Source organism: Pseudooceanicola sp. (genome assembly GCF_041987405.1).
Classification (GTDB): domain Bacteria; phylum Pseudomonadota; class Alphaproteobacteria; order Rhodobacterales; family Rhodobacteraceae; genus Pseudooceanicola.
Genome location: NZ_JBHIWR010000001.1, coordinates 650,506 through 673,577, shown reverse-complemented (window position 1 = coordinate 673,577; position 23,072 = coordinate 650,506). Strand labels below are relative to the sequence as shown.

The following is a 23,072-nucleotide window of genomic DNA, read 5'->3' as shown; positions in this document are numbered from 1 at the left end:
CCTGTTCGATTGTGGATTGCAAAACCTGCAAATCGTTAGCGGTAACGCTTATTTGCCAGCATGTCTGATGACTGTGGTGTGGGCCCGCCGGGTGTCTCCGGCGGTCCTGCAGTGCAGCACGGGGATCATTGAGGCGCGATCACATCCGTCCACAGCCGCCCGCGCACCTCCTCCGGCCGGGTGATCCCCATCTGGATCATGCCGGAGTTCATGTCCTCCGTCAGGATATGGCTGACATGCGCCGCGCCGCGCGCCCCGAAGGCGGCCACACCCCAGAGCCAGGGCCGCCCCAGCATGACGAAATCCGCGCCAAGCGCGATGGCCCGCAGAACGTCCAGCCCCGAGGAGACCGTGCCGTCGAAGATCAGCGGATAGTCCGGCCCCACAGCCTGCCGCACCAGAGGCAACGCCTCGGCGGAGCCGGGGCAGCCGTCGAACTGCCGCCCGCCGTGGTTCGACACCCAGACCGCATCGACGCCCATATCCCGCAGCATCACCGCATCCGAGGGCACCAGCACGCCCTTGGCTACGATCGGCCCGTCCCAAAGATCGCGCAGACGTTTCAGCAGATCCGCATCCGGCGCCGCATGGGGCGCCAGCCCGACATGGCGCGCGGGCTCATGCGGAGAGGCATATTTGGCCAGCCCCCGCACCGAAGGCACGCCCGCCCTGGCCACCGCCAGCGCCCAGTGCGGGCGCATCATGGAGTGCAGGAAGAGCCGCGGCGTGATCCGGGGCGGCGTCTGCAACCCGCCGCGCCGCTGGCGTTCGCGCCGCGACGGGCCCGGCACGTCGACCGTGAGGACAAGCGTATGAAACCCCGCATCTTTCGCGCGCTTCAGCAAATCCTCGCAATGCTCCGGCACGCGCGGGGGATAGAGCTGAAACCACCCGCGATCCCCGATATGCGGCGCCAGATCCTCGACCGAGGCCGCCGCGACCGTCGACAACCCGAAGGGCAGGCCCAGCTCGACGCAATGCTGCGCCAGCGTCACCTCCGCCCCCGGCCAGAAGAGCCCGGTCATGCCGACCGGCGACACGCCCCAGGGCCGGGCATAGTCGCGCCCGAGGAAAGTGGTGGAAAGGTCCGGCACCGTGCGCCCCTTGAGAACCGCGGGCGCCAGGGCCACCGCATCCAATGCCGCCCGCGAACGGCGGATTGCGGCATCCTCGCCCGTGCCGCTGTCGAGGTATTCCCAGGCGAAATGCGGCAGGCGCCGTTTCGCGCGGGCACGCAGGTCGGGGAGGGTGGGGTGCGAAAGATCCAGATCCATGACGGGCGAGAGTGTCCGGTCACCGGGGGTTTGACAAGTCCCAATAGGGCGGAAAGCCGCCCCACGCCCCGGCCTTACGCAACCCCATGCCCCGGCCTTGCGCCGGGGCCTCACCAGTGGCCGAGCGCGCCGAAACCGTAGCTCTCTGAGGTGCGAGGCCCCGGCGCGGGGCCGGGGCACGGTAGTGCTGATTTTGATGTGAACAAGTCGTGAACACACTCTTCCGTTTTGCGCCCTGACGCGCTATCCTTGCGCGCATGAGCAGCTATGACGAACAAGACGCCTTCGAGGGTGCCTCGCTTTCCGCCCGTGCCATGGCCGCGCGCACATCTGTCCGTGCGGCGCCCTATCTCGATGATCTGAACCCCGCGCAGCGCGAGGCGGTCGAGGCGCTGGATGGCCCTGTCCTGATGCTGGCCGGCGCCGGTACCGGCAAGACCAAGGCGCTGACCGCGCGCATTGTCCATCTGCTCAACACCGGCCGCGCCGCGCCGAACGAGATTCTTTCCGTGACCTTCACCAACAAGGCCGCGAAGGAGATGAAGACCCGCGTCGGCCGCATGCTGGGCCAAGATATCGAGGGCATGCACTGGCTGGGCACCTTCCACGCGATCTGCGTCAAGCTGCTGCGTCGGCATGCGGAGCTGGTGGACCTCAAATCCAACTTCACCATTCTCGACACCGACGACCAGATCCGCCTACTGAAACAGCTGATCAACGCCAACAACATTGACGAAAAGCGATGGCCCGCCCGGCAGCTCTCCGGCATCATCGACCACTGGAAGAACCGGGCCTGGACGCCGGAAAACGTCCCCTCCGCCGAATCCTCCGCCTTCAACAACCGGGGCACCGAGCTCTACGATCAATACCAGCGCCGCCTGCTGGAATTGAACGCGGTGGATTTCGGTGACCTGCTTCTGCATATCGTCACGATCTTTCAAAAGCATGAAGATGTGCTGGCCCAATACCAGCGCTGGTTCAAATACATCCTCGTCGACGAATACCAGGACACCAACGTCGCCCAGTACCTCTGGCTGCGCCTGCTGGCGGGCGGGCACAAGAACATCTGCTGCGTCGGCGACGACGACCAGTCGATTTACGGCTGGCGCGGGGCAGAAGTGGGCAATATCCTGCGGTTCGAAAAGGATTTTCCCGGCGCGAAGGTCGTCCGGCTGGAACAGAACTATCGCTCCACCGAGCATATCCTCGCCGCCGCCGGGGGCGTCATCCGCGGCAATGAGGGGCGGCTGGGCAAGGAGCTCTGGACCGAGGCGCAGGGCGGCGAAAAGGTCCGCCTGATCGGTCACTGGGACGGCGAGGAAGAGGCCCGCTGGATCGGCGAGGAAATCGAGGCCATGCAAAGCGGCACCCGCGGTATGCGCCCGATTTCACTGGACGAAATGGCCATCCTCGTCCGCGCCAGCCACCAGATGCGCGCCTTCGAGGATCGTTTCCTGACCATCGGTTTGCCCTACCGCGTCATCGGCGGGCCGCGCTTCTACGAACGGCTCGAGATTCGCGATGCCATGGCCTATTTCCGCCTGATCGTCTCGCCCTCCGATGACCTGGCCTTTGAGCGCATCGTCAATACCCCCAAACGTGGCCTGGGCGACAAGGCGCAGCAGAAGATTCAGGTGACCGCGCGCCAGAACGGCGTCCCACTGGTCGAGGGCGCGCGCATCCTGCTGGCCGAAGGCGGGATCACCGGCAAGGGTGCGGGGCAGTTGCGCGCGCTGGTCGACAACCTCGAACGATGGGGCCGGATGACGGGCCATGCGGACCTCAGCCATATCGAACTGGCCGAGATGGTGCTGGACGAAAGCGGCTACACCGCGATGTGGCAGAATGACAAGACGCCCGAGGCCCCCGGTCGTCTGGAGAACCTCAAGGAACTGGTCAAAGCGCTTGAGAACTTTGACAATCTACAGGGCTTCCTCGAACACGTCAGCCTGATCATGGACAATGAAACCGACGATCAGGGTGCGAAAGTGTCAATCATGACGTTGCATGCGGCCAAGGGGTTGGAGTTTCCGGCGGTCTTCCTGCCGGGGTGGGAGGACGGTCTCTTCCCCTCGCAACGCTCCATGGACGAGAGCGGCCTCAAGGGCCTCGAAGAGGAGCGCCGCCTGGCCTATGTCGGCATCACCCGGGCAGAGGAGATCTGCACGATCTCTTTCGCCGGCAACCGCCGCGTCTTTGGCCAGTGGCAGAGCCAGCTCCCCTCCCGCTTCATCGACGAACTGCCCTCGGAGCATGTCGAGGTGCTGACGCCCCCCGGCCTTTACGGCGGCGGATTTGGCGCAGCCGCCGGGCAGCCCCAGGTCGAATCGACGATCCACCAGCGCGCCAGCGAGGCCAATGTCTACAACTCCCCCGGCTGGAAACGCATGCAGGCCCGGGCCAACCAGCGCCCGGTCAGCCAGCCGCGCGAGACGCGGTCGCAGGTGATCGACCTCGAAGCGGTCAGCCGCTACACCATCGGCGACCGCGTCTTTCACCAGAAGTTCGGCTATGGCGCCGTGACCGGGATCGAGGGCGACAAGCTGGACATTGATTTCGAAAAGGCCGGGCCGAAAAAGGTCGTCGCGAAATTCGTCATGTCCAGTGACGACATCCCCTTCTGATCCCCTTCATCTTTCCAAAAATACTCCGGGGGAATTGAGCCCCTCAGGGCTCAAGGGGGCAGCGCCCCCAAGCCATCCGTGCCGCCAATGGCATCGGATGCCTCCGGCGGGAGTATTTGCGGAAAGATGAAGCCCCCTGAAAAGAGAAAACCGCGACGCCAGGGAGGAGGAGAGGCGCCGCGGTTCCATTTCACGATGACCCAGGGAGGAGGAGAGGGCCACCGATGCTGTTGTGCAGTGTCCGGCGACCCCAGGGAGGAGGAGAGGGGCCGCCGGTCTTGCTATCACCGGTCCAGGGAGGAGGAGAGGACCGGTGCATCTCGTGCGGAGCGTCTTACCCGGCTCCGGGGATAGGGCGCGACGACATCAGGGAGGAGGAGAGATGTCGCCGCTGTTTTCGACCGGCCCAGGGAGGAGGAGAGGGCCGTCCGAACTCTGAATTACATGCTCCGGTAGGCTTCTTCGTGCGCCAGGGAGCGGATCATGGAGCGGTGCAGACCCAGGTCGCGCAGCTCACGGTCGTTCAGGGCGGAGAGCTCTTCGACGCATTTGCGGTAGGCCGCATATTGCGTGTAGCGCTCCGTCAGACCGGCCACGAGGCGCGAGAAGAAGCCACCATGGGAGGGAGCTGCGACGCTGCGGGTTTCGGTCATCATTGCCATCGGTTCGTACCTTTCGTCAGTGTCGCGTCGGAAGCGTTTGCCCCGTCAGCGACTTGTTGCATTCAATCTACCCCTTTTCTGCGATTGCACAATGGATGATGCTGCAACGCAGCTATGCAAAAGATGCATAGTCAACAACGTTTTTCAAATTGCTGATATAAATGGATAAAAAATGGTCACGCATAGAAACTATGCAGCGCCGAAGCGTTTGGATTCGAGGTGACGCAACGTCCTGAATGGCGTTTTCGGCGGGTGGAACTCGGCTTCCATGCGCGTTAGACAGGCCTTTGACAGCTCAGGAGGCGCTAAATGGCCGTATCGAAAGACGACGTTCTTGCTGCACTGCAGCGAATTGAGCTTCCCGATGGCGGGACTTTGGTGAGTCGCGACATGATCCGCGCGCTGACGGTCGAGGGCGGTCAGGTGCGGTTCGTGATCGAGGCTCCGTCCCCCGAAATCGCCCGCCAGATGTCGGGACTGACCCGCGCCGCCGAGGAAGTGGTGCGCGCCGTGCCGGGTGTGTCGGACGTCAGCCTCGTGCTGACGGCACATGAGGGCGCGCCGAAACCGACCCAGGCCCCGCAGCTCAAGGTCGGGGGGCATCCCAAGCCCCAGGCCGGGCCGACGCGGCCTGCCGGTGTGGACCGCATTATCGCGGTCGCCTCCGGCAAGGGCGGGGTGGGCAAATCTACAGTCTCCTCCAACCTCGCCGTGGCTTTGGCGCGGCAGGGGCGCCGGGTCGGGCTGCTGGATGCCGATATATACGGTCCGTCGCAGCCACGGATGATGGGGGCCAAGGGTCGACCCGCCTCGCCCGATGGTGAAACGATCGAGCCGTTGCATGCCCATGGCGTCACGCTGATGTCCATCGGGTTCATGATAGAAGAAGACAAAGCCGTGGTCTGGCGTGGACCCATGTTGATGGGGGCGCTGCAGCAGATGCTGGGGCAGGTGGCCTGGGGCGAGCTGGATGTGCTGATCGTCGATCTGCCGCCCGGCACCGGGGATGTACAGCTGACCCTATGCCAGCGCAGCGACGTGTCGGGGGCGCTGGTTGTCTCCACCCCGCAGGACGTGGCGCTGCTGGATGCGCGCAAGGCGATCGACATGTTCAAGACGCTCAAGACGCCGGTCCTGGGGCTGATCGAGAACATGTCTACTTATATATGTCCCAATTGCGGGCATGAGGCGCATATCTTCGGCCATGGCGGTGTCGCGGCGGAGGCCGAGAAGATGGGCGTGCCGCTTCTGGGTCAGTTGCCGATCGATCTCGACACCCGCCTGGCGGGGGATGCGGGCACGCCGATTGCCGCGGGCGATGGCCCGATGGCGGAGGCCTACGCGCAGCTGGCGCAGGGGCTGATCCGTGGCGGGATCGCCTGATCCCGTCGCCTACCGTGACGTGCGCCCGGCGGATTGCCCGGCGCTGTCGGAGCTCTGCCTGCAGTCCAAAGCGGTCTGGGGCTATGACGCCGCCTTTCTGGAGGCCTGCCGCGCGGAACTGACCCTCCACCCGGGCGATCTGACCGCCATGCCCACTCATATGGCGGAGGCGGCAGGAGGTCCCCTGGGTGTCGCGCAGATCAGCGTCGAGGGACTGGAGGCGGAGTTGGAGAAGCTCTTTATCCATCCCGGGGCCATGCGGCGCGGCATTGGGCGTCGTCTTCTCGCTTGGGCTATTGGGGCGGCGCGAGCGGCGGGCGCGCAGAGGCTGACCATCGTCGCCGATCCCGGGGCGGAGGCCTTCTATCTGTCATGTGGGGCTGAGAGAGTGGGGCAGAGCCCTTCGGAAAGCATTCCCGGACGTTGGCTGCCATTGCTGCATCTCCCTTTGACCTGAACCTGCCCTAGGGACCCGGCTGGGATGCCATGGGTCGGTTGGGATTTCATGGGCGGGCCGTGGGGCAGTGCGACCCATGTCGTCCCATGGGGGCAGAGTCAGCGGGGAGATCTGTCGGAGTCGCAGGGATCTCGCCCCGAATCCTGCCGCGATTCGTGAATAATTCGGTCTGTTTGTTAAGAAATGACCGTCCCTCCCGGTGCAATTGTGGGCGATTTTCGCCTCTGTATAACTTTTCTTTGGATATTGTGGGATGAACCGGGCGGCACGCAGTCTGAGCTATATATAGTGTAGGTTTTCGTCACGACACATATATAGGCCAAAAATTGCCGATGAATTACCCCACTATCCTTCGCAAGTCCTTGTGGATAAGCCTGTCATTAACCATTTTTAAGCAATTTTTCCGTTGCGTCCCATGATCACCCATGGCATCCATAGTTCATCAGATGAGACGGGAACGGGGCACCAAGACCCCAAACAAAAAACCCAAGGCAGTGATCATACAGGCACCCGCTTTCATCGAACCAAGAGATCCGGCGCGCGGGCGAGCAGACATCCCCCCCAGGTGGCGCGCGCAGTCGGACATACCCGGAAACGGGACGAGGGCGGCGGATAGGGCAGTGGCAGCAGCTCCTATCCGCCGTTTCCGTTTCAGGGGCCAGAAACTGAACGGGGCACAGGACGAGGGACGTGGGCTACACGCAGCGGTTCCAGGGCAGCGAGGACATGAAGGTGGACGCAAAGTTCCGCCTGTCGATCCCGTCTGACTTCCGCCGTGTCCTCGAAAGCCAGGATCCCGAATGGCAGCCCGGCGACCAGCCGAAACTGGTGCTCCTGACCTCCCGCCGCCTTGACGGCTTTGTCGAGGGCTACTCCATCCAGTCCATCGCCGAAGTGCAGGATGCTCTGGCCCGTCAGCCGAAGGCTGACCGCCGGTCCAAGGCGCTGCGCGAACACTTCATCGGCTCCGCCGTGCAGGTCTCCGTTGACGAGACAGGCCGTATCGTCGTGCCCGCCAAGGTGCGCGAGAAGCTGGGGCTGGGTAAGGACGAATACGTGACATTTGTCGGGGATCTTAAGACCTTCCAGCTATGGAAGCGCGACGATTACAAGGCGATGATGGCCGAGTACGAAGACGATCTGGGCGACGATTTCGACCCCGATGCAGAGCTGGACACGCTGATGTTCGCCGCATCACAAGACGGGGTGGAGTAAGCAATGGCGGCCAGCGCCCAGACCCCGGACGCGCCCCATATCCCGGTCCTGTTGCGTCCGCTCCTCGACCTTGTTTCCCCGATCTCCGGTGTCTGGCTGGACGGCACCTTTGGTGCCGGTGGCTATGCCCGTGGTCTGCTGGAGGCCGGGGCCGACCGCGTCATCGGCGTGGATCAGGACCCCCTGGCGCTGGAGATGGCCGAGAGCTGGAAGGGCCAATACGACGGGCGGCTCGACATCCGTCTCGGCAACTTCGCCAATCTGGACGAGATCGCGGGCGAGCCGCTGGATGGCGTGGTGCTGGACCTCGGGGTGAGCTCCATGCAGCTGGACATGGCGGAGCGCGGATTTTCCTTCATGAAGGACGGGCCGCTGGACATGCGCATGTCGCAGGAGGGGCCAAGCGCCGCCGATCTGGTGAACGGCATGGACGAGGGCGACCTGGCCGATGTGATCTACCTCTACGGGGAGGAACGCGCCAGCCGCCGTATCGCCCGCACCATCGTGCGCGAACGGGCGGCGGAGCCGATCACCTCCACACTGCGCCTGGCCACGATCGTGGAGGGCTGCCTGCCGCGGGCCAAGCCGGGCCAGTCCCATCCGGCGACTCGCACCTTTCAGGCGCTGCGGATCGCGGTGAACGATGAATATGGCGCCCTGGCCGAGGGGCTGATGGCCGCCGAACGCGCGCTGAAAGAGGGCGGACGCCTGGCCGTGGTGACCTTCCACTCGGTCGAGGATCGCATGGTCAAACGCTTTCTCCAGCTGCGCTCGGGCGGCGGTGGCCGTGCCAACCGCTATGCCCCCGAGGCGCCGGAGGAGGCTCCGGGTTTTGCCGTTCTGACCAAGAAGGCGGTCGGCCCCGATGAGGCGGAGCTGGAAGCCAACCCGCGGGCGCGGTCTGCCCGCCTGCGCGTGGCCCGCCGCACCGGCGCACCGGCGCAACCCGTTGATCGCAAAGCTCTGGGAATGCCCGTATTTCAGGGGAAACTGCAATGAAGCCACTGCTCTATGTCATGTCCTTCGCCATCCTGATCGGCCTGGGATTCTGGGCCTATGACGAGAATTATCAGACCAAGGAAATCGTCAACCAGGCAGAGCGGATGCAACAGGACATCGCCCACGCGCGGGCCCGGCTTGGCGTACTGCGCGCGGAATGGGCCTATCTTAACCGGCCTGACCGGTTGCGCGAACTGGCGGAGCTGAACTTTGATAGTCTGGCGCTGCTGCCGATCACCCCGGATCAGTTCGGTCGGATGGATCAGATCGAATATCCCGCCGTGACCAAGACCCCGCTGGAGCTGAACAACCCGATCGACGTGTCGACCATGTCCATGCCGGAGGCCCAGGAATGAGCGACGCCGCCCCCCTCCGCATTCCGCTGCGCCCGCTGGCGCGAATCCTCCATGCCCGCGAAAAGGGCGAGAACCCCGATGCCATCGAACGCGAGAACCTGCGTCTGCGGCATGAGGAAATGCGCGACCGCGCCCGCGTGCGGGCCGAGGGGCGCATTCTGGTACTGGGGGCGGTCTTCACCCTGGCCTTCCTGACCATCGGCGTGAAGATGTGGATGGTGGCCGAATCCGAACCGGCAGAGCCGCGCACCTCCTTTGCCGGTGCCGGGATCGTCGCGCAGCGTGGCGATATCGTGGACCGGCAGGGCAGGGTGCTGGCAACCAACCTGGACACCTACGCCCTGTATGCCCATCCGCATCAGATGGTGGAGCCCGAACGCGCTGCCGAAGAGCTGGTCGAGATCTTCCCCGACCTGGATCAGGAGCGTCTGCTGAAGGACTTCACCGGGTCGCGCCGGTTCGTCTGGATACGCCGCAAGATCAGCCCGGAACAACGCCAGGCCGTGCACGACATGGGCGAACCCGGTCTGCTGTTCGGGCCGCGCGAGATGCGGCTTTATCCCAACGGGGCCATCGCCGCGCATGTTCTGGGCGGCGCCGGCTACGGCGAGGAAGGGGTCGCCGCGGCCGAGATCAAGGGAACGGCGGGGGTTGAACGTGCCTTCGACGATTACCTCACCGACCCAGCCAATGGCGGGAAGCCGCTGGAGCTGTCGCTGGACCTGACCGTGCAGGCGGCGGCGGAAGAGGTGCTTTACGGCGGCATGCGGCTGATGAACGCCAAGGGCGCGACCTCCATCCTGATGGATGCGCATACAGGCGAGATCATATCGCTCGTCTCGTTGCCCGATTTCGATCCGAACGACCGGCCCAACCCGCCGACCGAAGGCCACCCCGACGACAGCCCGCTGTTCAATCGCGCGGTGCAGGGCGTCTATGAGCTTGGCTCCACCCTCAAGATTTTCGCCGCCGCCCAGGCGCTGGACCTGGGTATCGTCGGCACCGACACCATGGTCGACATCCGCGGCCCGATCAGATGGGGGCGCCATACGATCAAGGATTTCCACTGGTACGGCAAGGAGTTGTCGGTCGCGGACATCATCATCAAATCCTCCAATATCGGCACCGCCCGACTGGCCGAGGGGATCGGGATCAACCTGCAGAAACAGTTCCTGGCCAATCTGGGATTGTTCGAGGCCACCCCGGTGGAACTGTCCGAAGCCCCCAGTGGCGCGCCGCTGATCCAGAAGAACTGGTCGGAGCTGACGACGATGACCGTCTCCTTCGGGCACGGCATGTCGATCAGCCCGCTGCACCTGGCCGCTGCCTATGCCACCATCGCCAATGACGGCAAGCGCGTGCGCCCGACGCTGCTGCGCCAGACCGGCCCGCAGGACGGCCCGCAGGTCATCTCCGCCGCCGCCGCCCGTCAGTCGCAGCGCCTGCTGCGTCAGGTCGTGACCGAGGGCACGGCCTCCTTCGCCGACATTGATTTCTACTCCATCGCGGGCAAGACCGGCACCGCCGACAAGCCCAAGCCGACGGGGGGATACTACAACGACAAGACGATCTCGACCTTTGCCTCGATGTTCCCGGCGCATGATCCGCAATATGTGCTGATCGTAACACTGGACGAGGCCGTCGAGACCTCCGGCGACGAACCGCGCCGCACCGCGGGCTGGACCGCCGTGCCCGTCGCGGCAGAGCTGGTCACCCGCATCGGTCCCCTGCTTGGCCTCCGGCCCGAGATTGCACCTGTTCCCCTCGCTGATATAACGCTGACATCCAACTAAGCCGGAAAGGCGACAGGCGATGACAGCCCCGACCCAGACACTCGGTCAGCTCGGTCTCTCCGCCCAGGGAGGGCGGGATGCAACGATCACGGGAATCGCGGTGGACAGCCGCGAGGTGAAAGAGGGGTATCTCTTCGCCGCCATGCCCGGGACCCGGATGCATGGGGGTGAATTCATCACCTACGCCCTGCGCATGGGGGCCGCCGCCGTGCTGACCGATGCCGAAGGCGCTCGCATCGCCGCGGAGGACCTGGCGCAGAGCGACGCCGCCCTGATCATTGCCGAGGACCCGCGCCAGGCGCTGGCCTATACCGCCGCCCTCTGGTTCCAGAAGCAGCCGCGCGTGATGACCGCCGTCACCGGCACCAACGGCAAGACCTCTGTCGCGACCTTCCTGCGTCAGCTGTGGATGCTGGTCGGGCGCGAGGCGGTCAATCTGGGCACGACCGGGGTCGAGGGGTCCTATTCCGCGCCGCTGATGCACACCACGCCGGAGCCGATCACCCTGCACCGGATGCTGGCGGAACTGGCCGACGCGGGCGTGACCCATGCGGCGATGGAGGCGTCGTCCCACGGGCTGCGCCAACGGCGGCTGGACGGCGTTGTGCTCAAGGTCGGGGGGTTCACGAACCTGACGCAGGATCACCTCGATTACCACAAGGACTTCGACGATTATTTCCATGCCAAGGCGGGGCTCTTCACCCGGGTCCTTCCGCCCGATGCCGCCGCGGTCATCAATATCGACAGCGAGCGGGGCGAAGCCATGGCGGATGTCGCCGCCGACCGCGGGCTGGACGTGCTGACCGTCGGCTCCTCGGAGGAGGCGGAGCTGCGCATCCTGGGCCGCCGCTACGACGCCGACAGCCAGACCATCCGCTTCAGCTTTGACGGCGAAACCCATCAGGCGACCATGAACCTCATCGGCGGTTTCCAGGCGGAAAACGTGCTGGTGGCGGCGGGCATGGCGATCCTGTCGGGCGACGACCCGGACGAGATCTTCGCCGCACTGCCCGCCCTGGCCACCGTGCACGGCCGGATGGAACTGGCCGCGCGCCGCGCCAACGGCTCCGCCATCTTTGTCGATTACGCCCATACCCCTGATGCGGTGGCCACGGCGCTGCAGGCGCTGCGCCCGCATGTGCTGGGACGGCTGATCGTCATCATCGGCGCAGGCGGCGACCGCGACCGCACCAAACGCCCCCTGATGGGCGAGGCGGCGGCAAAATACGCCGATGTCGTCTTTGTCACCGACGACAACCCGCGCAGCGAAGATCCCGCCGCCATCCGTCAGGCGGTTCTGCTGGGCTGTCCCGAGGCGACGGAGGTCGCCGACCGGGCCGAAGCGATCCTGCGGGCGGTCGATGCCCTGGGGCCGGGGGATGCGCTGCTGATTGCCGGAAAGGGACATGAGACGGGGCAGATTGTCGGGGAAACCACCTATCCCTTTGACGATTGCGAACAGGCGAGCGTCGCGGTCTCGGCGCTCGACGGGCGCCTGCCATGACACTCTGGACGGCGCAGGAGGCCGCGCAGGCCACGGGCGGCACCACCCCCTGCGCCTGGCAGGCCAACGGCGTCTCCATCGACACGCGGACCCTGCAACCCGGCGATCTGTTCGTTGCGCTCTCGGCGGCGCGGGACGGCCATGATTTTGTCGCGCAGGCGCTGGACAACGGGGCCGCTGCCGCGCTCGTGTCCCGCGTGCCCGAAGGGGTCGCCCAGGATGCGCCCCTGTTGATCGTGCCCGACGTGCTGCGCGGGCTGGAGGCATTGGGTCGTGCCGCCCGCGCCCGCATGCAGGGCAAGGTCGTGGGGGTCACCGGATCTGTCGGCAAGACCTCCACCAAGGAGATGCTGCGCACGGTCATCGGCGGCCAACGCCGAGTCCATGCCGCAGAGGCATCGTACAACAACCACTGGGGCGTGCCGCTGACCCTGGCCCGGATGCCGCAGGACACCGAGGTCGCGGTGATCGAGATCGGCATGAACCACCCCGGAGAGATCGCGCCGCTGGCCGATCTGGCCCGCCCCCATGTCGCGATGATCACCACCGTCGGCACCGCGCATCTGGAGGCCTTCGACAATATCGAAGGCATCGCCCGGGAAAAGGCCAGTATTTTCAGCGGCCTGATGCCTGGTGGCCAGGCGGTGGTCAACGGCGACCTCGAAACGACCCCGATCCTGATCGAGGCGGCAGAGGCCGCAGGTGCGCAGCTCCTGACCTTTGGCGAAAAGCCCGCGAACCACCACCGGCTGATGAGTGTCGAGATCGTCGATGACACCACAGTGGCCGAGGCGCGCATCTGGCGCACCCCGGCGATCTACAAGGTCCTCGCTGCCGGGCGTCACTATGCGCTGAACGCCCTCGGGGTCCTGGCCGTTATCCATGCCCTGAAGCTGGACCGCGCGCTGGCCTGTGCCGACCTGGCGCAATGGGCGCCGCCCGCGGGCCGGGGCATGCGCGAGCGGCTGATCCTCGATCCCGTGGACGACCGCCTGTCGTTCGAACTGATCGACGACGCCTTCAATGCCAACCCCGTCTCCATGGCTGCCTCGCTGGAGGTCATCGCCGCCGCCCGCCCGCAGGACAACCTGGGCCGCAAGGCCCGTGGCCGCCGCATCGTCATTCTGGGCGAGATGCTGGAACTGGGCCCGGACGAAATCGCCATGCATGCGGGCCTCGCCGACCTTCCGGCCATGGCGCGACTGGACGTGGTGCATTGTGTCGGGCGACGGATGAAGGCGCTCTACGACGCCTTGCCGCCGGAGAAACGGGGGCGCTATGAAAAGGCGGCAGAAGACCTGGCCGCACAGGCGCCCCGTCTGATTGACGCGGGGGACGTCGTGTTGGTCAAGGGATCAAAGGGATCGAAGGTCAGCCTCGTTGTTGACGCGCTCAGGAAACTGGGGCATCCCGCGCCGGACAGTTGAGGCCGGGATTATCGAGGCAGGCGCCCAGGAGGACGCAAGATGTTGTATTGGCTAACCGCGCTCTCGGACGGGGGCGACATCTTCAACCTCTTTCGCTACATCACCTTCCGCGCCGGAGGGGCCTTCATGACGGCCCTGATCTTCGGCTTCATTTTCGGACAGCCCCTGATCAACGTGCTGCGCCGCCGCCAGGGCAAGGGGCAGCCGATCCGCAATGACGGACCGGAGGGGCATTTCGTCAAGGCCGGCACGCCGACCATGGGTGGACTGCTAATCGTCGGCGCGCTGCTGACCTCCACCCTGCTCTGGGCGCGGCTCGACAATGGCTATGTCTGGATTGTCCTTTTCGTCACCCTCGCCTTCGGGCTGATCGGTTTTGCGGATGACTATTCCAAGATTTCCAAACAGAACACCAAGGGCGTGCCGGGCAGGGTGCGTCTGCTTCTGGGCTTCCTGATCGCGCTCGTCGCCTCCTACTGGGCATCGCTGCTGCATCCCGAAGAGCTGCAGTTCCGCCTGGCCCTGCCTGTCTTCAAGGATGTGCTGATCGACATGGGCCTGCTGTTCCTGCCCTTTGCGATGTTCGTCATCGTCGGCGCCGCCAATGCGGTGAACCTGACCGACGGGCTGGACGGTCTGGCCATCATGCCCTCGATGATCGCGGCCGGCACGCTTGGCGTGATTGCCTATACGGTCGGGCGGGTCGACTTCACCGAGTATCTTGATGTGCATTACGTCCCCGGCACGGGGGAAATCCTGATCTTTGTCGCCGGGCTGATCGGCGGCGGGTTAGGCTTCCTGTGGTACAACGCGCCGCCTGCGGCCGTCTTCATGGGCGACACCGGGTCGCTGGCCCTGGGCGGCGCCATCGGGGCCATCGGCGTGGTCACCAAGCACGAGATCGTGCTGGGCATCGTCGGCGGTATCTTCGTGGTCGAGGCCCTGTCGGTGATCATCCAGGTGGCCTATTTCAAACGCACGGGGAAGCGGGTCTTCCTCATGGCGCCGATCCACCATCACTATGAAAAGAAGGGCTGGGCCGAGCCGACCATCGTCATCCGATTCTGGATCATTTCGCTGATCCTGGCGCTGATCGGCCTCGCCACGCTGAAACTGCGGTAAGACGCGGGGATTTTGCATCCCCGCACCCCTGCAGGATATTTGCGGCAAAAAGAAACTGGGGAGTTTCGCATGATACCGGTGCGCGGCGTTGAGGGGCAGAAGATTGCGGTGCTGGGGCTGGGCCGCTCCGGCCTGATCGCGGCGCGCGCCCTGCGGGAGGGCGGGGCGGAGCCGATCTGCTGGGACGACAACCCCGCCGCGCGCGAGGCGGCGGAGAGCGAGGGCTTTGTCTGCGCCGACCTGACCCGCCGCGATACGCTGGAGCAGGTCGTATCGCTGATCGTCAGCCCCGGCATCCCCCACCTCTACCCGGAGCCCAACCCCGTGGTCGCCCTGGCGCTGGATCTGGGCGTGCCGGTGGACAATGACATCGGGCTTTTCTTCCGCTCGCTCGGCGGGTCGGACTGGGATGAGTTCGACAGCCAGCCCAAGGTGGTGGCGGTGACCGGATCGAACGGGAAATCCACCACCTCGGCCCTGATCCATCATATCTGCACCAGCGCCGGGCGGCCTGCGCAGCTGGCCGGGAATATCGGGCGTGGCGTGCTGGACATCGACCCGCCCGAAGAGGGCGGCGTCGTGGTGCTGGAGCTGTCCAGCTACCAGACCGACCTGGCCCGCGCCCTGACGCCGGACATTGCCGTCTTCACCAACCTCACGCCCGACCACCTGGACCGCCACGGCGGGCTGGGCGGCTATTTCGCGGCCAAGCGGCGGCTTTTCGCCGAGGGTGGGCCGGACCGCGCGGTGGTCGGTGTGGACGAGGCGGAGGGGCAATATCTGGCCAACCAGCTGTCCCAGGGGCCGGTGGATGACCGGGTGATCCGGGTCTCCTCGGGGCGCAAGCTCTCCGGTCCCGGTTGGCTGGTCTATGCGCGCAAGGGGTTCCTGACGGAATGGCGCAAGGGCAAGCAGGTGGCCTCCATCGACCTGCGCGAGATCACCGGCCTGCCCGGGGCGCACAACCATCAGAACGCCTGTGCGGCCTATGCGGCCTGTCGGGCGCTTGGCCTTGCGCCGCGGGTGATCGAAGCGGCCTTTCACAGCTTTGCGGGCCTGCCACACCGCAGCCAGACCGTGCTGGAGGCCGGGGGCGTCCGCTATGTCAACGACAGCAAGGCGACGAATGTCGATGCCGCCGCCAAGGCGCTGGCCGCGTTTGACCGTATCCGCTGGATCTGCGGCGGGCTGGAGAAGGAGGGCGGGCTGGACGCGCTGCTGCCCGCGACCGGGTCGGTTCTCAAGGCCTATGTGATCGGGCGCGAGGCGGCGCAGTTCGCCATGCAGCTGCGCGGGGTGGAGGCGGAAGTCTGCACCGATATGGCCAACGCGGTCGCCCGCGCCGTGGCCGAGGCGGAGCCGGGGGATACGGTGCTTCTGGCGCCCGCGGCGGCCTCTTTTGATCAGTACGACAATTTCGAAAAACGGGGCGAAGATTTTGCCGCCTGTGTGAGGGCCGAAACGGGCGGGGAATAGTGGATTTCGGTGGTGATGGTTCTTGATCAATGCGGATGTTATTGCCGCGACATGATCGCAAAATTTAAATTATCTTTAATCTTTTCGGATATTGCAGGGACCAGCCACGAACGGGCGAATGATGAGCTAAAGACTTTGTCAGGGGCAGGAGTGTTGGTGTGATGTCGGGGTGCTGATTTACGTCAAAGTAGGCCTGCAACTGACTGTCAAATTTAAGTAAAAACGCGATCTCTACTTTGCATGCGGAGTTGGGCTTTTTTCGGCATAAGGTTGAAGTGACGGACGTTGGGGCCGCAAAGCCGCGCCCTAGGCCGAATTGTCCCATCGCCGACGACCGAACGAACATGAGCTTCGCAGCGCAACCTGAGGCGTTGCATCGGAAAACTTGATGAGCGCACTCACCCCCGCAAGGCCTGCGCTGCCGCCATGGCCGAGGCCCAGGCCCACTGAAAGTTGTAGCCGCCCAGCCATCCCGTCACATCCACGCATTCGCCGATGAAATAGAGGCCGGGTTGGTTCTTGGCCTCCATCGTCTGGCTGGACAGCGCCTCGGTCGACACGCCGCCAAGGGTCACTTCGGCGGTGCGATAGCCCTCGGTTCCGGAGGGCGTGACCTGCCAGTGATGCAGCCGGTCGGCCACGTGGCGCAGCACCCGGTCCGGCATGTCCGCCAGGTTGCCCGTCAGGCCCAGCTCCTCGCTCACAGCCTCCGCCAGCCGCGCCGGGATCAGGGTGGAGAGCACGCGGGACAGCCCGCGCCGTCCGGCCTCGGCGCGGGCGGCGCGCAGGGCTTCGAAGGCATCCATGCCGGGCAGCAGGTCGATCGTGACCGGCTCCCCCTCGCGCCAGTAAGAGCTGACCTGAAGCATCGCCGGGCCGGAGAGGCCGCGATGCGTGAACAGCAACGCCTCCTCGAACGTCGGTCCCCGCAGGGCCTGAGCCCGCACGGGCAGCGAGACGCCGGACAGCGCGGCAAACCGGCCCTCTGGAAAGGTGAAAGGCACCAGACCGGCCCGGACTTCCGTCACCGACAGGCCGAATTGTTTCGCGATATCATAGGCCAGCCCGGTCGCGCCCATCTTGGGGATCGACTTGCCGCCGGTCGCCACCACGACGGCCCGCGCCGTCACCTCCGACCGTGCCCCGCCGCTTTCCAGCACCACGCGAAAGCCGCCGTCAACCGCCGCCACTGAAATCACCGAGGTCGACAGCCACAGCTCCGCCCCCGCCTTGGCGAGCATATCCGTCAGCATCCGCACGATCTGCATCGCGCTCTCGTCGCAGAAGAGCTGGCCTAGCGTCTTTTCATGCCAGGCGATCCCGTGCTCCGACACCAGCGAGACGAAATCCCAGGCCCCGTAGCGCGCCAGGGCTGATTTACAGAAATGCGGGTTTTCAGAGAGGAAATTCGACGGCGCGCAATCCGTGTTGGTGAAATTGCACCGCCCGCCGCCGGAAATCCGGATCTTCTCGCCCGGCTTGCGGGCGTGATCGACGACCAGAACCCGCCCGCCGCAATGCGCGCCGCACATCAGGCCGGCCGCCCCGGCGCCAAGAATGATCGTGTCGAGTTCCATCCCCCGCCCATGCCGCAAACCGGCGTGCGGCGCAATCAGGGCAGGGCGGGAGGATGCATTCAGGCTGGTCAGAGGCGTCAATTTTGGCTAAACTGCGGCATCAGACCCCGAAAAACGGGGCGGACAGAGGCAGAAGGCAGTGTCCAATGACAGAAATGGTGTATGGCGCGCTCCCCGTTCCGGACGGTGAGCCGATCCTTCCCAAATGGTGGCGGACGATCGACAGATGGTCGCTCACCACGATCATTATCCTGTTTGCAATCGGCCTTCTCCTGGGCCTCGCGGCCTCCCCGCCGCTGGCCGAGCGCAACGGCTACGCCCCCTTCCACTACGTGACGCGACAGGCGGTCTTCGGCTCGCTGGCCATGATCGCGATGATCGTCACCTCGATCATGACGCCGCAATCGGTGCGGCGCCTGGCCGTCATGGGCTTCATCGTCGCCTTTGCGGCGCTGGCGCTGTTGCCGGTTTTCGGCACCGATTTCGGCAAGGGGGCGACGCGGTGGTATTCGCTCGGCTTTGCATCCTTCCAGCCGTCAGAGTTCCTCAAGCCGCTCTTCGTCGTGGTCACCGCCTGGCTGCTGGCGGCGGCGCAGGATCTGAACGGGCCGCCGGGGCGGCTCTGGTCCTTCCTGCTGATGATCATCATCGTCGGCTTCCTCGCCGCGCAGCCCGACTTCGGACAGGCGAGCCTGGTGCTCTTTGGCTGGGGTGTGATGTATTTCGTGGCCGGCGCGCCGCTCAAATTGCTGATGGCCATGGCCGGTGGCGTCGTCGCCTTCGGGGTGATGGCCTACAACAGTTCCGAACATTTCGCCCGCAGGATCGACGGCTTTCTGACCTCAGAAATCGACCCGACGACGCAGATCGGCTATGCCACCAATGCGATCCGCGAGGGTGGGCTCTTTGGTGTCGGTGTGGGGCAGGGCGAGGTGAAGATGTCGCTGCCGGATGCTCATACCGATTTCATCATCGCCGTCGCGGCCGAGGAATATGGCCTCGTCCTGGTGGCGGTCATCATCCTGCTCTACCTCAGCCTCGTGCTGCGCTCGCTCCTGCGTCTGACGCGCGAGCGTGATCCCTTCATCCGGCTTGCGGGTGTCGGGCTGGCGGCGACCTTTGGCGTGCAGGCGATGATCAACCTCGGCGTGGCCGTGCGGCTGCTGCCCTCCAAGGGGATGACGCTGCCGTTCATCTCCTACGGGGGCTCGTCGGTCATCGCGTCGGGCATCGCGGTCGGCATGCTGCTGGCGCTGACCCGGACACGCCCGCAGGGCGAGATCACCGAGCTTCTGTCCGGGAGGAACAGATGAACCTCTCCGCGCCGCTTCTCGTCATCGCGGCGGGTGGCACGGGCGGGCATATGTTCCCCGCCCAGGCACTTGCCGAAACCATGCTGGCCCGCGGCTGGCGGGTGAAACTCTCGACCGATGCGCGCGGCAGCCGCTACACCGGCGGCTTCCCCCCGGGGGTCGAGATCGAAGTGCTCTCCTCCGCCACCTTCGCCCGTGGCGGGCTGGCGGCCAAGGCCCTGGTGCCGCTGCGCATTCTGGGCGGCGTCTTCGGCGCGGTCTGGAAGATGCTGCGCGACCGCCCCTCGGTCGTCGTGGGCTTTGGCGGCTATCCGGCGATCCCGGCCATGGCCGCCGCCACCCTCCTGCGCCGCCCGCGCATGATCCACGAACAGAACGGGGTACTGGGCCGGGTCAATCAGCTGTTTGCCAAGCGCGTCGATGCGGTGGCCTGCGGCACCTGGCCGACCACGCTGCCCGAGGGGGTCGAAGGCGTCCATACCGGCAATCCGGTCCGCTCCGCCGTGCACGACCGGGCGGGCGCGGGCTATATCCCGCCGGGCGACTACCCGATGTCGATCCTGGTGATCGGCGGCTCGCAGGGCGCGCGCATCCTGTCGGATGTGGTGCCCCCCGCCATCGCTGCCCTCCCGACCGAGCGTCTGCGCCACATCCGCGTCAGCCATCAGGCCCGCGAGGAGGATCAGGCGCGCGTCGCGGCCTATTATGCCGACAACGGCATCGACGCGGATGTCGAACCTTTTTTCCACGACGTGCCCAACCGGCTGAGCGAGGCGCAGCTGGTCATCAGCCGCGCCGGCGCTTCCACCGTGGCGGACCTGACGGTGATTGGCCGCCCCTCCATCCTGGTGCCGCTGGCCGCCGCGATCCGCGACGAACAGACGGCCAACGCCCGCGGGCTGGTGCAGGCGGAGGCCGCGATCCTCATGCCGGAAAGCCAGTTCCAGGTGCAGACTCTTGCCGATCAGATCGACAGCATCTTGTCGAACCCCCAGGCGGCGGAGCATATGGCCCAGGCCGCCCTGTCGGTCGGCCGCCCGGATGCGGCCCAGAGCCTGGCAGAGATGGTTGAAGCCCTCGCCGCCAAGGGCTAAGTCCGCCTTCCGGTGGCGCAGCAAAAGGACAGTGACGTGAACGCAGCAACCAAACTCCCCGGTGACGTGGGCCCGATCCATTTTGTCGGCATCGGGGGCATCGGCATGTCGGGGATCGCCGAGGTGCTGCTGAACCACGGCTATACCGTGCAGGGGTCCGATCTGAAGACCTCCAAGATCACCGACCGCCTCGCCGGGCTGGGGGCGAAGATCTTCGAAGGTCAGCGGGCCGAGAACCTCTCCGATGCGCAGGTCGTCGTCATTTCCACCGCGATCAAGCCGGGCAATCCGGAACTGGACGAGGCCCGGCGTCGTGGTCTGCCTGTCGTGCGACGGGCGGAGATGCTTGCCGAACTGATGCGCCTGAAATCCAACGTCGCCATCGCCGGCACCCATGGCAAGACCACGACGACCACCATGGTGGCCACCCTGCTGGATGCAGGCGGCGTCGACCCCACGGTGATCAACGGCGGCATCATCCACGCCTATGGCTCCAACGCTCGCGTCGGACTGGGCGAATGGATGGTGGTCGAGGCGGACGAGAGCGACGGCACCTTCAACCGCCTGCCCGCCACCATCGCCATCGTCACCAATATCGACCCCGAGCATATGGACCACTGGGGCGATTTCGACCGGCTGCGTCAGGGCTTCCTCGATTTCGTGTCGAACATCCCCTTCTACGGGCTGGCCGTTTGCTGCACCGACCATCCGGAGGTTCAGAACCTCGTCGGCAAGATCACCGACCGCCGCGTGACCACCTATGGGTTCAACGCCCAGGCCGATATTCGCGCTGTCAATCTGACCTACAAGGCAGGCGTGGCGCATTTCGACATCCTGCTGCAGGTCGAGGGCGACCGGATCGACGGCTGCACCCTGCCGATGCCCGGCGATCACAACGTTTCCAACGCGCTGTCGGCCGTGGCCGTGGCCCGGCACCTCGGGATGAAAAAGGACCAGATCCGTGAGGCCCTGGCAAATTTCGCCGGTGTGAACCGCCGATTTACCAAGGTCGGCGAGGTCAACGGCGTGACCGTGATCGACGACTACGGCCACCACCCGGTGGAGATCGCCGCCGTGCTCAAGGCCGCCCGCCAGGCCTGCGAGGGCCGCGTGATCGCCGTGCACCAGCCGCACCGCTATTCCCGCCTGCATTCGCTCTTTGACGACTTCTGCGCCTGCTTCAACGAGGCCGATGTCGTCGCCATCGCCGAGGTCTACGCCGCCGGCGAAGAACCGATCGAGGGCGCCAGCCGCGACGACCTCGTCGCTGGGCTGATCCGCCACGGGCACCGCCATGCGCGTGCAATCTCGACCGAGGACGACCTCGTGGCGCTGGTCGCCGAACAGGCACAGGAGGGGGATATGGTGGTCTGCCTCGGCGCCGGGACGATCTCGGCCTGGGCGAACAACCTGCCGAAACGGTTGGCGAAGTAGGCAGTTCATGGCGCCCTCCGGGCTATCCCCGCCAAAAAAACCTGACCTCAATCAATTCGCCCCGGCCGAATCCCCGCTAGACCGTCTCCGACCCAATCGGAGCGCCCCATGTCCTCAGACACCCTCAAACGCCGCATCGGCCCCGGCCTGCTGACCGCCTATGGCGTCGGCGTCATGGTGGGTGCAGGCATCTATGTTCTGGTCGGGGCCGTTGCGGCGGAGGCCGGGCTTTACGCCCCGATGGCCTTCCTGCTGGCCGGGCTGGTCGCGGCGCCAACCGCGCTGTCTTATGCCGAATTCTCCACCCGGTTCCCCGAAGCGGCGGGGGAGGCGGTCTATGTCGCCCGGGGCTTTGCACGAAACTGGCTGGCGGTGCTTGTCGGGCTGGCCATTGTCGTCACCGGCACGATTTCCGCCGCCGCCGTGCTGCGCGGCGGGGTGGGTTACCTGCGACTGATCGTCGATGTGCCGCCGGGCTGGGCCACGCTGATTATCGGCGGGGCATTGATCACCGTGGCCGCCATTGGCGTGCTGGAGAGCCTGGCGCTGGCCGGGATCTTCACGGTGATCGAGGTCGCGGGCCTGGCGCTGGTGATCTGGGCGGGCGCGGAGGCCGCGCCGCAAGCCGCCAGCCTGCCGCCCCTCGACCCTGCCATACTGACAGGCGTTGCGGCGGCAGCAGGTCTAGCTTTCTTCGCTTTTATCGGGTTCGAGGATATCGTCAACATGGCTGAAGAGGTGCGTGAGCCCTCCCGCACCATGCCCCGCGCGATCCTCTATTCGCTGGCGATCACCGCGCTGCTCTATGCCGCGGTCGCCTGGGCCGCGGTTCGCGCCGTGCCACTGGACGTGCTGGCGGGCAGCGAACGCCCCCTGGCGCTGGTCTGGCAGGCCGCGCAGGGCGGGGAGGGGCGGTTTCTCTCGGCCATCGCGGTCATCGCGGCGCTGAATGGTGTGCTGGCACAGATCGTCATGGCCTCCCGCGTGCTTTTCGGTCTGGGGGCGCGGATGCAGGCGCTGGCGATCTTTCACCGCGCGCATCCCCGCTTTGGCACGCCATTACTCGCCACCGTTTTGGTCGGGGCGCTGGTTGTCGTGACGGCGAATTTCCTGCCGGTTGCCATCCTGGCCCGCGCGACCTCCTCGGTTCTGCTGGCGGTGTTCATGACCGTCAACCTCGCCCTCATCCTGATGAAGCGGCGTGATCCGATGGCCCCGTTCCAGGTACCCATGGCCGTCCCAGTCCTGGGCTTGGTCCTCTCGACGCTCGCCTGGGGCGTGACGGTGTTGCAATTCTGACTCGCTTTACAGGCGAGTTTCCGCCGACCAGGGTTTGGGTTTGCCGGATAGATATAGATGGCC

18 protein-coding genes are annotated in these 23,072 nt (G+C 65.6%); 15 read left to right on the top strand and 3 right to left on the bottom strand.

The genetic code is table 11. The features are described 5' to 3' along the window. Positions 1-125: 125 nt before the first annotated feature. Positions 126-1,274: an alpha-hydroxy acid oxidase gene (locus ACFC2Y_RS03225; protein ID WP_375173611.1), complete on the bottom strand. Its 1,149-nt coding sequence runs from the start codon at positions 1,272-1,274 to the stop codon at positions 126-128. A 257-nt stretch (positions 1,275-1,531) separates the two neighbouring features. On the opposite strand from ACFC2Y_RS03225, the gene ACFC2Y_RS03220 reads away from it, so the two are divergent. Next, the gene (locus ACFC2Y_RS03220; RefSeq protein ID WP_375173610.1) at positions 1,532-3,898 is read left to right on the top strand and encodes an ATP-dependent helicase; all 2,367 of its coding nucleotides are present in this window, start codon (positions 1,532-1,534) and stop codon (positions 3,896-3,898) included. Positions 3,899-4,338: 440 nt separating this feature from the next. On the opposite strand, the gene ACFC2Y_RS03215 is transcribed toward ACFC2Y_RS03220, so the two are convergent. Beyond that, positions 4,339-4,560, bottom strand: coding sequence for a DUF1127 domain-containing protein (locus tag ACFC2Y_RS03215; RefSeq protein ID WP_375186399.1), 222 nt, complete (start codon positions 4,558-4,560; stop codon positions 4,339-4,341). A gap of 309 nt (positions 4,561-4,869) precedes the next feature. Between ACFC2Y_RS03215 and ACFC2Y_RS03210 the strand changes: the two genes are divergently transcribed. From ACFC2Y_RS03210 to murD, 10 genes are all read left to right on the top strand, one after another. Then, entirely contained in the window at positions 4,870-5,943 is a 1,074-nt protein-coding gene (locus tag ACFC2Y_RS03210; RefSeq protein ID WP_375173608.1) for an Mrp/NBP35 family ATP-binding protein, read from the top strand. Then, a complete protein-coding gene (locus ACFC2Y_RS03205) occupies positions 5,927-6,400 on the top strand; it encodes a GNAT family N-acetyltransferase (protein ID WP_375173607.1) in 474 nt (157 codons plus the stop codon). Before ACFC2Y_RS03210 ends, ACFC2Y_RS03205 begins: the two co-directional genes overlap by 17 nt. 690 nt (positions 6,401-7,090) lie before the next feature. Continuing rightward, positions 7,091-7,615 carry a division/cell wall cluster transcriptional repressor MraZ gene (locus ACFC2Y_RS03200; RefSeq protein ID WP_375173606.1) on the top strand — a complete coding sequence of 175 codons (525 nt, stop codon included), beginning with the start codon at positions 7,091-7,093 and terminating at the stop codon, positions 7,613-7,615. Positions 7,616-7,618: 3 nt separating this feature from the next. Next, complete coding sequence (rsmH, locus tag ACFC2Y_RS03195; protein ID WP_375173605.1) at positions 7,619-8,614, top strand: 16S rRNA (cytosine(1402)-N(4))-methyltransferase RsmH; 996 nt, start codon at positions 7,619-7,621, stop codon at positions 8,612-8,614. Then, entirely contained in the window at positions 8,611-8,970 is a 360-nt protein-coding gene (locus ACFC2Y_RS03190; RefSeq protein ID WP_375173604.1) for a cell division protein FtsL, read from the top strand. The genes rsmH and ACFC2Y_RS03190 overlap by 4 nt, the downstream gene beginning before the upstream one ends. Further along, the gene (locus tag ACFC2Y_RS03185) at positions 8,967-10,763 is read left to right on the top strand and encodes a peptidoglycan D,D-transpeptidase FtsI family protein (RefSeq protein ID WP_375173603.1); all 1,797 of its coding nucleotides are present in this window, start codon (positions 8,967-8,969) and stop codon (positions 10,761-10,763) included. The genes ACFC2Y_RS03190 and ACFC2Y_RS03185 overlap by 4 nt, the downstream gene beginning before the upstream one ends. A gap of 19 nt (positions 10,764-10,782) precedes the next feature. Beyond that, entirely contained in the window at positions 10,783-12,267 is a 1,485-nt protein-coding gene (locus ACFC2Y_RS03180) for a UDP-N-acetylmuramoyl-L-alanyl-D-glutamate--2,6-diaminopimelate ligase (RefSeq protein ID WP_375173602.1), read from the top strand. Then, a complete protein-coding gene (gene murF, locus ACFC2Y_RS03175) occupies positions 12,264-13,694 on the top strand; it encodes a UDP-N-acetylmuramoyl-tripeptide--D-alanyl-D-alanine ligase (RefSeq protein ID WP_375173601.1) in 1,431 nt (476 codons plus the stop codon). Before ACFC2Y_RS03180 ends, murF begins: the two co-directional genes overlap by 4 nt. 39 nt (positions 13,695-13,733) lie before the next feature. Then, positions 13,734-14,816 carry a phospho-N-acetylmuramoyl-pentapeptide-transferase gene (gene mraY, locus ACFC2Y_RS03170; protein WP_375173600.1) on the top strand — a complete coding sequence of 361 codons (1,083 nt, stop codon included), beginning with the start codon at positions 13,734-13,736 and terminating at the stop codon, positions 14,814-14,816. Positions 14,817-14,885: 69 nt separating this feature from the next. Then, the gene (gene murD / locus ACFC2Y_RS03165; protein ID WP_375173599.1) at positions 14,886-16,292 is read left to right on the top strand and encodes a UDP-N-acetylmuramoyl-L-alanine--D-glutamate ligase; all 1,407 of its coding nucleotides are present in this window, start codon (positions 14,886-14,888) and stop codon (positions 16,290-16,292) included. A 398-nt stretch (positions 16,293-16,690) separates the two neighbouring features. Here the strand turns inward: murD and ACFC2Y_RS03160 are convergent, their stop codons facing one another. Further along, positions 16,691-17,869, bottom strand: coding sequence for an NAD(P)/FAD-dependent oxidoreductase (locus ACFC2Y_RS03160; protein ID WP_375173598.1), 1,179 nt, complete (start codon positions 17,867-17,869; stop codon positions 16,691-16,693). A 146-nt stretch (positions 17,870-18,015) separates the two neighbouring features. On the opposite strand from ACFC2Y_RS03160, the gene ACFC2Y_RS03155 reads away from it, so the two are divergent. From ACFC2Y_RS03155 to ACFC2Y_RS03140, 4 genes are all read left to right on the top strand, one after another. After that, complete coding sequence (locus ACFC2Y_RS03155; protein ID WP_375173597.1) at positions 18,016-19,182, top strand: putative peptidoglycan glycosyltransferase FtsW; 1,167 nt, start codon at positions 18,016-18,018, stop codon at positions 19,180-19,182. Beyond that, positions 19,179-20,276, top strand: a complete 1,098-nt coding sequence (murG, locus tag ACFC2Y_RS03150) for an undecaprenyldiphospho-muramoylpentapeptide beta-N-acetylglucosaminyltransferase (protein ID WP_375173596.1) — start codon at positions 19,179-19,181, stop codon at positions 20,274-20,276. Before ACFC2Y_RS03155 ends, murG begins: the two co-directional genes overlap by 4 nt. Positions 20,277-20,312: 36 nt before the next feature. Beyond that, a complete protein-coding gene (gene murC, locus ACFC2Y_RS03145) occupies positions 20,313-21,710 on the top strand; it encodes a UDP-N-acetylmuramate--L-alanine ligase (RefSeq protein WP_375173595.1) in 1,398 nt (465 codons plus the stop codon). Between the two features lie 108 nt (positions 21,711-21,818). Next, positions 21,819-23,009, top strand: a complete 1,191-nt coding sequence (locus tag ACFC2Y_RS03140) for an APC family permease (RefSeq protein ID WP_375173594.1) — start codon at positions 21,819-21,821, stop codon at positions 23,007-23,009. The last annotated feature ends 63 nt before the right edge of the window (positions 23,010-23,072 follow it).

What these genes read in the sequence shown, in the direction of transcription:
- ACFC2Y_RS03185 (WP_375173603.1), top strand. Translation starts at nt 8,967, where the DNA reads ATGAGCGACGCCGCCCCCCTCCGCATTCCGCTGCGCCCGCTGGCGCGA.
- ACFC2Y_RS03190 (WP_375173604.1), top strand. Translation starts at nt 8,611, where the DNA reads ATGAAGCCACTGCTCTATGTCATGTCCTTCGCCATCCTGATCGGCCTG.
- ACFC2Y_RS03225 (WP_375173611.1), bottom strand. Translation starts at nt 1,274, where the DNA reads ATGGATCTGGATCTTTCGCACCCCACCCTCCCCGACCTGCGTGCCCGC.
- ACFC2Y_RS03160 (WP_375173598.1), bottom strand. Translation starts at nt 17,869, where the DNA reads ATGGAACTCGACACGATCATTCTTGGCGCCGGGGCGGCCGGCCTGATG.
- ACFC2Y_RS03215 (WP_375186399.1), bottom strand. Translation starts at nt 4,560, where the DNA reads ATGGCAATGATGACCGAAACCCGCAGCGTCGCAGCTCCCTCCCATGGT.
- murD (WP_375173599.1), top strand. Translation starts at nt 14,886, where the DNA reads ATGATACCGGTGCGCGGCGTTGAGGGGCAGAAGATTGCGGTGCTGGGG.
- ACFC2Y_RS03180 (WP_375173602.1), top strand. Translation starts at nt 10,783, where the DNA reads ATGACAGCCCCGACCCAGACACTCGGTCAGCTCGGTCTCTCCGCCCAG.
- ACFC2Y_RS03210 (WP_375173608.1), top strand. Translation starts at nt 4,870, where the DNA reads ATGGCCGTATCGAAAGACGACGTTCTTGCTGCACTGCAGCGAATTGAG.
- mraY (WP_375173600.1), top strand. Translation starts at nt 13,734, where the DNA reads ATGTTGTATTGGCTAACCGCGCTCTCGGACGGGGGCGACATCTTCAAC.
- murG (WP_375173596.1), top strand. Translation starts at nt 19,179, where the DNA reads ATGAACCTCTCCGCGCCGCTTCTCGTCATCGCGGCGGGTGGCACGGGC.
- ACFC2Y_RS03140 (WP_375173594.1), top strand. Translation starts at nt 21,819, where the DNA reads ATGTCCTCAGACACCCTCAAACGCCGCATCGGCCCCGGCCTGCTGACC.
- rsmH (WP_375173605.1), top strand. Translation starts at nt 7,619, where the DNA reads ATGGCGGCCAGCGCCCAGACCCCGGACGCGCCCCATATCCCGGTCCTG.
- ACFC2Y_RS03220 (WP_375173610.1), top strand. Translation starts at nt 1,532, where the DNA reads ATGAGCAGCTATGACGAACAAGACGCCTTCGAGGGTGCCTCGCTTTCC.
- ACFC2Y_RS03155 (WP_375173597.1), top strand. Translation starts at nt 18,016, where the DNA reads ATGACAGAAATGGTGTATGGCGCGCTCCCCGTTCCGGACGGTGAGCCG.
- murF (WP_375173601.1), top strand. Translation starts at nt 12,264, where the DNA reads ATGACACTCTGGACGGCGCAGGAGGCCGCGCAGGCCACGGGCGGCACC.